This is a genomic window from Paraburkholderia pallida (assembly GCF_004524855.1).
GTDB lineage: Bacteria > Pseudomonadota > Gammaproteobacteria > Burkholderiales > Burkholderiaceae > Paraburkholderia > Paraburkholderia oxyphila.
The window spans coordinates 2,147,615-2,160,930 of the sequence record NZ_CP038148.1 but is presented as its reverse complement, the minus strand read 5'-3'; the positions used below and the strand labels follow the sequence as shown (position 1 = coordinate 2,160,930).

The following is a 13,316-nucleotide window of genomic DNA, read 5'->3' as shown; positions in this document are numbered from 1 at the left end:
GATCAGCGATGGTTGCCCTCTTGTTCTGTTGCCGCACTTCACCTTCAAAATCTTGATCATGTGGAATACGGTTTTGTACAACCGCCTGGCGAAGACTGAAGATCGGAATCTTTAATATGGCAGACCAGATTTGGGAAGCACTTGAAGCTTTCGCACGTGAAGAACTGGGCCGCCCGCTATTTGGACGCCTTGAGCTAAAGCCGGAATCACGCATCGAGGACTTACGGCTTACCGGTTTGGACGCCGTTGAATTTATCGACAAGTGGGCGGAAAAGTTCAACATCGAGGCGCCGGATGGCTTTCCGTATGCCCGATACTTTGGCCCTGACTCGCTAGACGTTATACGCGCGGTTGTCGGGTTGTTCTCAAAGAAATTCCGTGACGCCCCACTTGTGCCGATCACGCTGGGCATGCTGGCTGAGGCAATGCGGCGCGGGAAATGGAATACCGAAGAAATCGAAGCGGTCGGTGGGCCGAGTTAAGGCACAAGCAAAACGCCGCGCTTACGAGGCTTTTTCGTTCACAAGAAGTATGCAGGGCATGAAGCCGATAGACCCAAGGCCATTCTTCGAAGACGCCCGTACGAAGTACGGAGAGATTGGGTCACAAAACGGCGACGTTGTATCGTCAAGAGCCGCTGGCCGCACTCGCTTGAGCATGCGCAATCGGCATTTGCGCCACTTTGGCGCAAATGCTCTGCATCCCAACTACGTTTGAGTTACTCGCTGTAGAAGTTCTGCGCACCGGCAAAATTGTCGAATTTCGTGTATTGCCCGTGGAACGTGAGTCGAACGGGTCCAATCGGACCGTTACGCTGCTTGCCGATGATGATTTCGGCCGTGCCCTTGTCCGGGCTGTCCGGGTTGTAGACTTCGTCGCGGTAGATGAACAGAATGACGTCCGCATCCTGTTCGATAGCGCCCGATTCACGCAGGTCGGACATGACCGGACGCTTGTTGGGACGCTGCTCGAGGCCGCGATTGAGCTGCGAAAGCGCGATCACCGGAACGTCGAGCTCCTTGGCGAGGCTCTTGAGCGAGCGCGAAATTTCCGAAATCTCGGTCGCGCGGTTTTCGCCCGACGACGAGCCGCTCATCAGCTGCAGGTAATCGATGATGATGAGCCCGAGCTTGCCGCACTGGCGCGACAGACGCCGCGCGCGCGAGCGCAGTTCCATCGGGTTCAGGCCGCCGGTTTCGTCGATGAAGATCTGCGCCTCGCTCATTTTCTGCACGGCGTGCGTGAGCTTGGGCCAATCCTCGTCGGTCAGGCGGCCCGTGCGCATGCGGTGCTGATCGAGACGGCCGACCGAACCGAGCATACGCATGATGAGCTGCGTGCCCGGCATTTCCATCGAGAACACCGCCACCGGCAGGCCGTACTCCACGGCCACGTATTCGCCGATGTTCATCGAGAACGCCGTCTTGCCCATTGAAGGACGCCCCGCCACGATGATCAGCTCGCCGCCGTGCATGCCCGAGGTCATGCGGTCGAGGTCCATGAAGCCCGTGGGCGTGCCCGTCACGTCGCTCGGATTGGCCGTGTGGTAGAGCGTGTCGATGCGCTCGACCACCTGCGTGAGCAGCGGCCCGATTTCGAGGAAGCCCTGAGTGCCGCGCGCGCCGTCCTCGGCAATCGAGAAGACCTTCGACTCGGCCTCGTCGAGCAATTGCCGCACTTCCTTGCCCTGCGGGTTGAAAGCGTCGGCGGAAATTTCGTCGGCGACAGAAACGAGGCGGCGCAACACCGCGCGGTCACGCACGATTTCCGCATAGCGGCGGATGTTCGCGGCGCTCGGCGTGTTTTGCGCGAGCGCGTTCAGGTACGCGAGGCCGCCCACGTCATCGGCTTTGCCCGAGGTCCCGAGCGCTTCGTACACGGTCACCACGTCCGCCGGGCGCGTCGCCGCGATCAGACGGCCGATATGCTCGAAGATGATGCGGTGATCGTAGCGGTAGAAGTCGCTTTGCGAGAGGAAGTCGGCAATCCGGTCCCAGGCGGCGTTATCCAGCAGCAGGCCGCCGAGCACCGATTGCTCGGCTTCGATCGAATGCGGCGGGACCTTCAGCGAGTCGAGTTGGGGATCTTTCGGAGCGTTCATGGAGGGCAATTATCGGACAAGCCGGCTACCTGGAACAAGCGGAAACCAGCAGCAGGACGCCAGCAAACCAGCGGCAAAGGCGCCGCAAGCAGGCAGCAAAACCGCAGCGGCGCTCGCGCAACAAAAAAGGCAGAAGCCGCGGGGCTCCTGCCTTCCTTGAAATGACAGCGGTCAAGCGGCCCAGGCTGGGCCGCCTGGGTGCTTAGGCGTGCTCGCCCAGCACCGACACCGTGACGTCGACGAGGACGTCGGTGTGCAGCGAAACCTGCACCGGGTGGTCGCCCACCATCTTCAGCGGGCCTTCCGGCAGACGCACTTGCGCCTTTTCCACTGCGAAGCCTTGCTTCGTGAGCGCAACGGCGATGTCGGCGTTCGTGACCGAGCCGAACAGACGGCCGTCCACGCCAGCCTTCTGGCCGATCTGAACGGTCAGGCCGTTCAGCTTCTCGCCTTCAGCTTGCGCAGCTACCAGCTTTTCAGCGGCGGCCTTTTCGAGTTCAGCGCGGCGAACTTCGAATTCAGCGATTGCGTCCTTCGTTGCACGGCGTGCCTTCTTGTTCGGGATCAGGAAGTTACGTGCGTAACCGTCCTTCACCTTGACGATGTCGCCGAGGTTGCCCAGGTTGACGACTTTTTCCAGAAGAATGATCTGCATTCTATTGCTCCTTATCGCGTCGTCTTGTTAGGCCTTGTGCTGGTCGGTGTACGGCATCAGCGCGAGGAAACGCGCGCGCTTGATAGCCGTGTCCAGCTGACGCTGATAGTGGGCCTTCGTACCCGTCAGACGAGCCGGCGTGATCTTGCCGTTTTCGCCGATGAAGTCCTTCAGCGTTTCGATGTCCTTGTAGTCGATCTGATCGACGCCTGCAGCCGTGAAGCGGCAGAACTTCTTGCGCTTGAAGAGCGGGTTTTGCTGTTGACGACGCTTGTCGAATTTCTTACCAGTCGGGCGGGGCATGATTAGTCCTTTCCTGTGCCTTGCATTTCGGTGATGTGAAACACCAGGGTTCGCGCGTTGCGGTGCTTCTTCGCCAGAAAGCCGGTGAAGAGCGCTTCCACGCCCATCTCGCAGCTTTCGACGAGACCGCAGGCCTTGCCGGCCGCCACCGCGGGCATCGTGAGCTCGACGAAGCGGGCAATGCCGGCCTCGACGACCTCCGTGCGGTGCTGCAACGTGACGCTGGCGATCGGAACGCCGGCGGGGGTGTACCGCACCGGTTCCCGTTCGACGACGCTAGCCGTGAGTTGCAGCCTGTTCACGCGGTTGGTCTACGCAACTGAGCTTGAATCCTGATAGCTTGTTCTATTAAGCCTGCGCTTCGGTCGGCTGAGCAGCCGCCTTCTTGGCTTCTTCGCGCTGCACTTCCTTCATCATCGGCGACGGGCCGGTTTCGGCCTTCTTCATCTTGACGATGAGGTGACGCAGGACGGCGTCGTTGAACTTGAACGCGTGTTCCAGTTCGTCGAGCGTGGCCTGGTCGCATTCGATGTTCATGCAGACGTAGTGAGCCTTCGCGAGTTTCTCGATCATGTAGGCCAGTTGGCGACGGCCCCAGTCTTCGATACGGTGGATCTGGCCACCGTGCGAGGTGATCGTGCCCTTGTAACGCTCGATCATCGCGGGCACTTGCTCGCTTTGATCGGGGTGCACGATGAAGACGATTTCGTAATGACGCATGTTCACTCCTTGTGGATTAAAGCCACCCGGGCGTCGGAACCGGTGCGGCAAGTGAGAAGCCGAAGAGTATAGCGCGATCCGCCCCGCTCGTGCAACCGGAATTACGGTTTCGGGCGTATTTTCAAGGACTTGCGCGGCCGCACGCGGTGTCGGGCGGCCGATTTCGCTGCGCAGACGCGCGTCGGTGCGGGGCCAGGCCTGGGGATCGGCTGTGTATTAGCCGCCGCTACCGCCGCCCGCGAGCCGCGCCTCGAGCGCCGCGTGCAGGCCGTCAAGCGCATCCGGCCCCGCATCGGTGACGGCCCACCAGGTCATGCCGGCGGCCTGCCAGCGCGCGAGCGCATAGCCATCGCTCGCGCGCGGCGCGGCCGCATCCACCATCGGCCCCGTCGAGCCCGGCGGGAAAACGTAGACGTCGATGACGTGCTTGCGGAAGCGGTAGACCAGCACCGCGACGCGCTCGCGCCCCACGTAATCGAGGCGCCCGCCCACGAGCGGGAAGCCTTGCGCGGCGAAATCCTCCACAGGCGGCGCGTAGTCGATACGGCCGTTGAACCACGGCTTCACCGTGTGGCGATCCGTGGAAATCACGTCGATGTCGCGCCCGGAGATCTGCGCACGCACGTGGCTCGCCACGAGTTCGTCGACGAACGCCCCATCGGCCGCAGGTTTGCGCAGTTGCAGGACCGCCACCACGCTCAGGGCACAGAGGATCAACACGGCGCCGGCGAGCCATGCAAGGCCGGCTGAGGGCACGCCGAGCGCATCCGCCCCGCCGCCCCGTGCGGGGCCATGGCCACCGCCCCTGCCCGCCGCTCCGGCTCCAGTGCCGGACAGCGGCCATAGCCAGCGGAACCCACGTGAGCGTGCGCGCGGGGGCGCCGTTGCGGCGCCTGGCGCTTCATATTGGGTGTTTGAGGCGTCTTGCGCAGGCTGGACCTGCACGGGTGGCAAAGCCGCCGCAATGCGCGCGGCCAGGCCTTCCGGCGCGCGATGGTAGGGCGCCGCACGCGTCATACGGGAAATGGCTTGCACGTTCGCGGCCTCCTGTCGGCACTGCGCGCAGCCAGCCAGATGCTCGCGCACGCGCCATTCATCGGCGGCGGAAAGTTCATGGTCGATGCTCGCGTCGACCAGCGGGCGCGCTTCGTCACAGTTCATCTGGCGCCTCCGTAGCAGGGCCTCGCGCAAGCGGATCACTGGGCCCGCGCGGTCCGCCGTCGACGGCCGGCTCCTCACGGAACCGGCCGTCGGGCCCCCGGCCGGATGGTCTCCACGCTTTGCTGCTTTCCCCGTAATCCTTATTACTGCCTGTGCTGCTCGCCTGCCCCTGCATCTGTCCTGCTGCGCCGGTGCCGCAAGGCGCGGCATTGCCGTGCCCCGGCGCCGCCAGCAGCGCGGCAAGGCGTCTGCGGCCTCGCGCGAGCCGCGACATCACGGTGCCCATCGGCACGTCGATGACCGTCGCGATCTCGCGATAATTCAGCTCCTCCAGCTCGCGCAGCACCAGCACCTCGCGATACTCCACCGGCAGGCGCTGCAGCGCCTCCTGCACGCGCCGCGTGTCCTCGGCACGGATCGCGAGCGTTTCCGGGTCGGCGCTGCCCGTGTCCCAGCCGTCGGGCGGCTGGTCGTCGCGCAACTCGTCGAACGGCGCCACTTCTTCCGCGCCCGCGCGCCGTCGCCATTCGTCGTACCAGACGCGCCGCACGATCGCGAGCAGCCAGGGCCGCGCCTGTTCGCCGCGAAACGCGTCGAAGAAGCGGAACGCGCGCAGAAACGCTTCCTGCACGATGTCCTCGGCGTCGCCGGAATTGCGCGAGAGCCAGCGGGCCAGGTTGTACGCGGCGTCCAGATGCGGCAGCGCCAGCGCCTGAAAACGGCGGCTGCGCTCGGCCTCGGCATGCGCGCTGCTCTGCGCCTCATGCGCGTACTGGCCGTGCTGCCCGTTCGCGGTTTCGCCCACGTCGTCCCCTCGTGCCCCACGGCTCGCGCGCGCTTTGCGCCGTGCGCGGCGCGGCTTTCGCCGCACCCGCAAGCGCCTGTCGCCGCGCCGCCTCCATTATTCGCCCGCGCAGCCCGGCGTCGACACGGCTCCCGTACACCGGTCCCGCACCTGCAATACTGGCGCAGCGGCCAGTTTATTCCCGCGAAATGCGGACGAAAACGAAAAATAAATGGCGCGGGCCGGAAGCCAACGCCGACACCACAGTCAAGCGCGCACGCCGTGCACAAGGCGCACGGTCAGGACAAAAGCCGGCGGCAAGCTCACACCACACCGCTCCAGTACCCCGGCCGCGCATAGACCTCCTTCAGATAGTCGATGAAATAGCGCACCTTGGCCGGCACGTAGCGCTGCTGAGGATAGACGGCGAGGATGTCGTAGTCGGGCAGCGCGTACTCGTCGAGCACGGTCTCGAGCTCGCCGCGCGCGAGCTGCGCGTCGATCTCCCACGTCGAGCGCCAGCCGAGCCCGAGCCCCTCGGTCACCCAGCGGTGCAGCAGTTCGCCGTCGTTGCAGTCGAGCGTGCCGCCCACGCGCACGGTCGCGAGCTTGCCGTTGCGGCGGAAATACCAGCCGCGGTTCTGCCCGCCCTGCAGATTGAACGCGAGGCAATTGTGGCTGGGCAGGTCTTCGAGCGTCTTCGGCTTGCCGTGCTTGCGAAAATACTCGGGCGTGCCGCACACCACGCGCCGGTTCGAGGCGAGCTTCACGGCGACGAAATTCGGGTCGACGGAGCCACCGATGCGGATCGACAGGTCATAACCCTCGCGCACCAGGTCGACCACGCGATCGGTCAGGTTGAACGAGACCTGCAGCTCGGGCTTGTCGGCGAGAAACGCGGGCGCGAGCGGCGCCACGTGCTTGCGCCCGAAAGCCGCGGGCGCCGAGACGATCAAGTGCCCGTTCACCACACGCCGCCCCGCCGAGAGCTCGTTTTCGGCCTGATCCCATTCCGCCAGCAGGCCGCGGCACCGCTCGAGAAACGCGCCGCCCTCTTCGCTCACCACGAGCCGCCGGGTCGAGCGGTACATCAGTTTCACGCCAAGGCGCTTTTCGAGCGCGTCGATCCGACGCCCGAGTATGACCGGCGAGACGCCTTCCTCGAGCGCGGCCGCCGCGAGGCTGCCCGCGTCGGCCACGCGCACGAAGGTTTCGATCTGTTTGAAGCGGTCCATCGCCTGTCTCCTGTGTCGCGTACTGCGACGCCATGCCGCGGGTCTGAAACCCCGGCGCACGGCCTGTCCGCGGGTTCCGGCGCCCGAAAGCGCCGTCCCACGGCATTCCATACTTTTTGTTTCGGAATAAACGACCCGGACTCATCTTATCAAACCTTTCATGCGAGCCTACAGTGCGATCAAACGCTGTATCCAATGCGTAGCCATTTCAGCCAATTGCCATATTCAGGAGACTTTTCATGGCCAAGATGAGAGCCATCGACGCAGCCGTGCTGGTGCTCGAGAAAGAAGGTATCGATACCGCCTTCGGCGTGCCCGGCGCCGCGATCAATCCGCTGTACTCGGCGCTCAAGAAGGCCGGCGGCATCACCCACGTGCTCGCTCGCCACGTCGAAGGCGCCTCGCACATGGCTGAAGGCTATACGCGTGCCGCCCCCGGCAACATCGGCGTGTGTATCGGCACCTCGGGCCCCGCGGGCACCGACATGATCACGGGTCTCTACTCCGCTTCCGCCGACTCGATTCCTATCCTCGCGATCACGGGCCAGGCTCCGCGTGCGCGTCTGTACAAGGAAGACTTCCAGGCCGTCGACATCGAGTCGATCGCCAAGCCCGTCACGAAGTGGGCCGTGACCGTGCGCGAGCCGGCGCTCGTGCCGCGCGTGTTCCAGCAGGCCTTCCACCTGATGCGCTCGGGCCGCCCGGGTCCGGTGCTGGTCGACCTGCCGATCGACGTGCAGCTCGCCGAAATCGAATTCGACATCGACACCTATGAGCCGCTGCCTGTCTACAAGCCGCACGCGACGCGCAAGCAGATCGAAGCCGCGCTCGAGTTGCTCAATGCAAGCGAGAAGCCGCTGATCGTCTCGGGCGGCGGCGTGCTCAACGCTGCAGCTGAAGACCTGCTCGTGCAGTTCGCCGAAATCGTCGGCGTGCCGGTGATCCCGACGCTGATGTCGTGGGGCGCCATCCCCGACGATCACCCGCTGATGGCGGGCATGGTCGGCCTGCAAACCTCGCACCGCTACGGCAACGCGACGATGCTCGCCTCGGACTTCGTGCTCGGCATCGGCAACCGCTGGGCGAACCGCCACACGGGCAGCGTCGAGGTCTACACGAAGGGCCGCAAGTTCGTGCACGTCGATATCGAGCCCACGCAGATCGGCCGCGTGTTCGGTCCGGATCTGGGCATCGTGTCGGACGCCAAGGCTGCACTCGAGCTGTTCGTCGAAGTCGCGCAGGAATGGAAGGCCGCTGGCAAGCTCAAGGATCGTAGCGCGTGGGCAGCCGACTGCCAGGAACGCAAGCGTACGATGCTGCGCAAGACGCACTTCGAGAACACGCCGATCAAGCCGCAGCGCGTGTACGAAGAGATGAACAAGGTGTTCGGCCGCGATACGTGCTTCGTGAGCACGATCGGCCTCTCGCAAATCGCAGGCGCCCAGTTCCTGCACGTCTACAAGGCGCGCAACTGGATCAACTGCGGTCAGGCAGGCCCGCTCGGCTGGACGATTCCGGCAGCACTCGGTGTGCGCGCAGCCGATCCGGCGCGCCCCATCGTGGCGCTCTCGGGCGACTACGACTTCCAGTTCATGATCGAAGAACTGGCAGCAGGCGCACAGTTCAAGCTGCCCTATGTGCACGTGCTCGTGAACAACTCGTACCTCGGCCTGATCCGCCAGGCACAGCGCGCGTTCGACATGGACTACTGCGTGCAGCTCGGCTTCGAGAACATCAACGCGCCTGAGCTGAACGGCTATGGCGTCGATCACGTGACCGTGGTCGAAGGTCTCGGCTGCAAGGCGCTGCGCGTGTTCAAGCCCGAAGAGATCGAGCCGGCGCTCAAGCAGGCGCAGGCGATGGCCGCGGAGTTCAGCGTGCCGGTGGTCGTGGAAGTGATTCTCGAGCGTGTGACCAACATTTCGATGGGCACCGAGATCGACGCGATCAACGAGTTCGAAGAACTGGCCGAGAAGAACGAGGATGCGCCGACGGCCATCAGCGCCCTCAATGCCCTCGACTAAGCAGCGCGCATTGAACTGAGCCACGCCCTCGTGCGTGCTCAAAGCAGGCGGCGCGCCCAGAACCGGCGCGCCGCCTGCCTGATTTCCTTTTTACTGACCGACCCGCGAGACCCAGCACCATGCCAAAATTCGCAGCGAATCTCACCATGCTGTTCAACGAAGTGCCGTTCCTCGACCGCTTTGCCGCGGCAGCCGAGGCGGGCTTCGATGCCGTCGAATTCCTGTTCCCGTATCCGTACAAAGCCGCGGAACTGGCCGAGCGCCTCGCCGCGCACAACCTCAAGCTCGTGCTGCACAACCTGCCCGCCGGCAACTGGGAAGGTGGCGAGCGCGGTATCGCCTGCCTGCCCGACCGCAAGGGCGAGTTCAAGGAAGGCGTTGGCCGCGCGATCGAGTACGCCAAAGCGCTGAACGTGCCGCAGCTGAACTGCCTCGTGGGTATTCCGACGGCAGGCGTCGACCGCGACACGGCGCTCGCGACCATCGTCGAGAACCTCAGCTACGCCGCGGGCGAGCTCAAGCGCGAAGGCATCCGCCTGCTCGTCGAGCCGTGCAATTCGTACGACATCTCGGGCTTTGCGCTGAACCGTTCGGCCGAAGCGCTGGACGTGATCGCGCAAACGGGCTCGGACAACCTGTTCCTGCAGTACGACATCTATCACATGCAACGGATGGAAGGCGAGCTCGCCGCGACGATCAAGAAGCACTTCGCGAAGATCGCCCACATCCAGCTCGCCGACAACCCGGGCCGCAATGAGCCGGGCACCGGCGAAATCAACTATCCCTTCCTGTTCGATCTGCTCGACACGCTCGGCTACGAGGGCTACATCGGCTGCGAATACAAGCCGCGCACGACGACCGTCGAAGGTCTCGGCTGGCTGCGCAGCGCGCAGCGGCGCGCGGCGGAACTCGCCTGATCAGCCCGCATCGTCAGCCTTGACTGCTGCTCGCGTGATGCGCCCGACTCGCTTGATTTAGCGGGCGCACACGCCGGGTCGCGTCGACTCACACATCGAACCGCATTCGACTCAACGGAGACATTCAGATGGCAAAGATTGGTTTTATCGGCCTCGGCATCATGGGCTCGCACATGGCCCGCAACCTGATCAAGGGCGGCCACTCGCTCGTCGTGAACGGCAAGTTCCCGGTGCCTGAAGACCTGCAAAAGCTGACCACCGTGGTCGCCGACTCGACGGCCGTGGCGCAGGCTTCGGACATCGTCATCCTGATGGTGCCGGACACCCCCGACGTGCAGAAGGTCCTGTTCGCCGATGACGGCGTCGCGAAGGGCCTCTCGGCCGGCAAGCTCGTGATCGACATGAGCTCGATCTCGCCGATCGAAACGCAAGAGTTCGCCAAGCAGATCAACGCGCTCGGCTGCGACTACCTCGACGCACCGGTCTCGGGCGGCGAAGTCGGCGCGCGCGAAGCGACGCTCACGATCATGGTCGGCGGCCCGGAGAAGTCGTTCGAAATCGCCAAGCCGCTGTTCGATCTGATGGGCAAGAACATCTCGCTGATCGGCGAGAACGGCGCGGGCCAAACCACCAAGGTCGCGAACCAGATCATCGTCGCGCTGAACATCGAAGCCGTGGCTGAAGCGCTGCTGTTCGCCGCACGCTCGGGCGCCGATCCGGAGCGCGTTCGCCGTGCCCTGATGGGTGGCTTCGCTTCGTCGCGCATTCTCGAAGTGCACGGCGAGCGCATGACCAAGCGCACGTTCGACCCGGGCTTCCGTATCGAGCTGCACCAGAAGGATCTGAACCTCGCGATCGACGGTGCACGCAAGCTGGGCATCGCCCTGCCGCACACCGCCAGCGCGCAGCAGCTCTTCAGCGTGTGCGCCGCGAACGGTGGCAAGGCATGGGACCACTCGGCGATGATCCGCGCGCTCGAGATCATGGCGAATTTCGAAATCACCGAAAGCAAGAAGTCGTAATTCAAGGCGGCTTGATCGCCTGCTGAGCTCACGTTTGGGCTCAGTGATGGACTCGAGGCGTTGCGCGCAAGCTTCGCGCGCAACGCTTCTCGAAAGACCGCTTCTGTAGCGGTAGTACACGCAAAAATTCAGGCTGGCGCGCACGCGCGCGACGGCCACAAGTGGGGCGCTTCGTGGTGGCGGCAACCGCCGCGGAGCAAATCGGGGCCGCTCTGGGCTGAGGGCGGCCAGTGGGGTCCGAAAGCGGCACTCGGTGACGACGGGGAAGCCTTGGTCGGTCAGACGTTGTCTCCGGGTGTCCGCCTGTCGGATCGCGGCACCTATCCAGCCTTCGCGCACTCAGCGCACATCAGCACTTTCTTCCATAACGCACCCACCCCTGCTCTCGCGCAATGCATGCCGCGGAGTTCATCTTCTTTTCACACTCTTTAACGCTGCGGCGCTGGACGTCTTCGTGCCCGCGTTTCTAGAATCATGCTTTCATTCGTCTGTCATGCAGACGGTGCAAGGTGGACACGCGACCCGATGCGTGGCTACGCAACCAATCCCAGCACGTGAGGAGTGTGATCGATGGGCATTATCAACTTCATCAAGGAAGCCGGCGAGAAGCTGTTCGGCGCAGCGGCCGCACCGGCCCAGGCGGCCGAAACCGCAGCCGCGCCGGCCGCGAATCTCGCCGAACTGAACCAGAAGGCCGGCGATGCGATCGCCGCCTATATCCGCGCGCAGGGCCTCGATGCCGACAACCTCGGCGTGACCTATGACGGCGTCTCGCACACGGTCACGGTGACGGGCAATGCCGCCGATCAGGCCACGAAGGAAAAGATCCTCGTGGCCGCCGGCAATGTCCAGAACGTCGACAAGGTCGACGACCAGATGACGGTGACGAATCCGGCGCCGGAAGCGCAGCACCACACCGTGGTCGCGGGCGACAATCTCTGGAAGATCGCCGAGAAGTACTACGGCAGCGGCGCGAAGAACGACGTCATCTTCCAGGCGAACACGCCGATGCTCAAGAGCCCGGACAAGATCTATCCGGGCCAGGTGCTCGTGATTCCGCCGCTGCAATAACACCTGCACAAGCGCGTGCAATATCGCGCGCGGCTGCAAGCGAAACGGGCCTTGCGGAGCAATCCGCAAGGCCCGTTTGCATTGCTTTTCGCGTGGACGCAGAGGCGCTTGAACGCGCGTGCGATCCGCACGCTCAGTACAACTCAGTATGTGTCGAACACCCGCTGCAGCGCGGCCTTCTCGTTCGTGCCCGCCGCAAGCGCGAGCATCAGCAGCACACGCGCCTTATAGGGGTTCAGCGTGCCAGCCGAAACGAAGCCGAGCGCATCGTCCTTCGCCGCGCCGTTGTGCATCACGTGACCCGAGCCCACGCGCGACGCACGCACCACGGCAATGCCCTTGGCCGCCGCTTCAACGAGCGCCTGCTGCAGCGTGGCGTGAATCGAGCCGTTACCGGTGCCCGCCACGACGATGCCGCGCACGCCCACGGCCACGAGCGCATCCACAGCAATACGCGAAACGCCTGCATAGCTCGTGACGATCTCGACGTGCGGCCATTGTGTGTCTGCCGTGAACGGCGCATCCACGGTATGGGGGCGCAGCGCGCGACGCTGGAATTCCACCCGCCCATCCTGCACCCAGCCCAGCGCGCCAATCTCGGGCGACTGGAACGCGTCCACCGCATAGGTGCTGATCTTGGTGACATCGCGCGCGCAATGGATGCGGTTGTTGAACGCCACCAGCACGCCCTGCCCCGCCGCCTGGCCGCTTGCCGCCAGGGTCACCGCGTTGAGCAGGTTCAGCGGGCCGTCGGCGGAAAGCGCCGAGGCGGGCCGCATGGCCGCGGTCAAGATGACGGGCTTGGGGCTCTTCACCACGAGATGCAGCAGGTACGCGGTTTCTTCGAGCGTATCGGTGCCGTGCGTGATCACGACGGCGTCGATGTCGTCGCTGGCGAGCAACTCGTTCACGCGCTGCGCGAGCGTGCTCCAGAGCGCGAACGACATGTCCTTGCTGTCGACGCTCGCCACCTGCTCGGCGTGGATCTGCGCGACCGTGTCGAGGCCCGGCACGGCCGCGAGCAACTGCGCCACGCCGATCACGCCGGCCTGATACCCAGCGGTATTGGCCGCGTCGGGGGCGGAGCCCGCGATAGTGCCGCCGGTGGCAAGCACGGCGACGCGCGGCAGCGCCCGGGCGCCGGCCGCGGTTTGGGATGGGGTGGGTGTATTCATGGCGCCGATTTTAAGCGATCCGCCAGGCGCCCCGACATAGACAGAAGCCCGACGAAAGACCGGGCCAGAGGCCACGCGCGGAATCAGGGCGGAGTCCGCGCAGAAACGGGCCCAAGCCCTGTCCGAGTGCGTCCGAACCCCGGCCAGG

At 64.4% G+C, this 13,316-nt stretch carries 14 protein-coding genes; 5 read left to right on the top strand and 9 right to left on the bottom strand.

Translation table 11 applies throughout. The features are described 5' to 3' along the window. Positions 1-116 precede the first annotated feature (116 nt). The gene (locus tag E1956_RS09815; RefSeq protein ID WP_134748426.1) at positions 117-482 is read left to right on the top strand and encodes a DUF1493 family protein; all 366 of its coding nucleotides are present in this window, start codon (positions 117-119) and stop codon (positions 480-482) included. Positions 483-718: 236 nt separating this feature from the next. On the opposite strand, the gene E1956_RS09810 is transcribed toward E1956_RS09815, so the two are convergent. From E1956_RS09810 to E1956_RS09775, 8 genes are all read right to left on the bottom strand, one after another. Beyond that, positions 719-2,101, bottom strand: a complete 1,383-nt coding sequence (locus E1956_RS09810) for a replicative DNA helicase (RefSeq protein WP_134748423.1) — start codon at positions 2,099-2,101, stop codon at positions 719-721. A 202-nt stretch (positions 2,102-2,303) separates the two neighbouring features. After that, positions 2,304-2,756: a 50S ribosomal protein L9 gene (gene rplI / locus E1956_RS09805; protein ID WP_134748421.1), complete on the bottom strand. Its 453-nt coding sequence runs from the start codon at positions 2,754-2,756 to the stop codon at positions 2,304-2,306. A gap of 27 nt (positions 2,757-2,783) precedes the next feature. After that, on the bottom strand, positions 2,784-3,059 hold the full coding sequence (gene rpsR, locus E1956_RS09800; protein WP_028216787.1) for a 30S ribosomal protein S18: 276 nt from the start codon (positions 3,057-3,059) through the stop codon (positions 2,784-2,786). 2 nt (positions 3,060-3,061) lie between these two features. Next, a complete protein-coding gene (gene priB, locus E1956_RS09795; RefSeq protein WP_028216786.1) occupies positions 3,062-3,361 on the bottom strand; it encodes a primosomal replication protein N in 300 nt (99 codons plus the stop codon). 46 nt (positions 3,362-3,407) lie between these two features. After that, the gene (gene rpsF, locus E1956_RS09790) at positions 3,408-3,779 is read right to left on the bottom strand and encodes a 30S ribosomal protein S6 (RefSeq protein WP_028224726.1); all 372 of its coding nucleotides are present in this window, start codon (positions 3,777-3,779) and stop codon (positions 3,408-3,410) included. Positions 3,780-3,995: 216 nt separating this feature from the next. Continuing rightward, a complete protein-coding gene (locus E1956_RS09785; RefSeq protein ID WP_134748419.1) occupies positions 3,996-4,940 on the bottom strand; it encodes an anti-sigma factor family protein in 945 nt (314 codons plus the stop codon). Beyond that, positions 4,930-5,745: an RNA polymerase sigma factor gene (locus E1956_RS09780; RefSeq protein WP_134748417.1), complete on the bottom strand. Its 816-nt coding sequence runs from the start codon at positions 5,743-5,745 to the stop codon at positions 4,930-4,932. The genes E1956_RS09785 and E1956_RS09780 overlap by 11 nt, the downstream gene beginning before the upstream one ends. 302 nt (positions 5,746-6,047) lie before the next feature. Continuing rightward, positions 6,048-6,959 carry a LysR family transcriptional regulator gene (locus E1956_RS09775; protein WP_028216783.1) on the bottom strand — a complete coding sequence of 304 codons (912 nt, stop codon included), beginning with the start codon at positions 6,957-6,959 and terminating at the stop codon, positions 6,048-6,050. Between the two features lie 239 nt (positions 6,960-7,198). Between E1956_RS09775 and gcl the strand changes: the two genes are divergently transcribed. From gcl to lysM, 4 genes are all read left to right on the top strand, one after another. Further along, positions 7,199-8,983, top strand: coding sequence for a glyoxylate carboligase (gene gcl / locus E1956_RS09770; RefSeq protein WP_134748415.1), 1,785 nt, complete (start codon positions 7,199-7,201; stop codon positions 8,981-8,983). A 119-nt stretch (positions 8,984-9,102) separates the two neighbouring features. Then, positions 9,103-9,900: a hydroxypyruvate isomerase gene (gene hyi / locus E1956_RS09765; protein WP_134748413.1), complete on the top strand. Its 798-nt coding sequence runs from the start codon at positions 9,103-9,105 to the stop codon at positions 9,898-9,900. A 122-nt stretch (positions 9,901-10,022) separates the two neighbouring features. After that, positions 10,023-10,922, top strand: coding sequence for a 2-hydroxy-3-oxopropionate reductase (locus E1956_RS09760; protein WP_256377772.1), 900 nt, complete (start codon positions 10,023-10,025; stop codon positions 10,920-10,922). A gap of 570 nt (positions 10,923-11,492) precedes the next feature. Continuing rightward, on the top strand, positions 11,493-11,993 hold the full coding sequence (gene lysM / locus E1956_RS09755; protein WP_028216779.1) for a peptidoglycan-binding protein LysM: 501 nt from the start codon (positions 11,493-11,495) through the stop codon (positions 11,991-11,993). A gap of 143 nt (positions 11,994-12,136) precedes the next feature. On the opposite strand, the gene E1956_RS09750 is transcribed toward lysM, so the two are convergent. Then, positions 12,137-13,168, bottom strand: a complete 1,032-nt coding sequence (locus E1956_RS09750; protein WP_134748409.1) for an asparaginase — start codon at positions 13,166-13,168, stop codon at positions 12,137-12,139. Positions 13,169-13,316 lie beyond the last annotated feature (148 nt).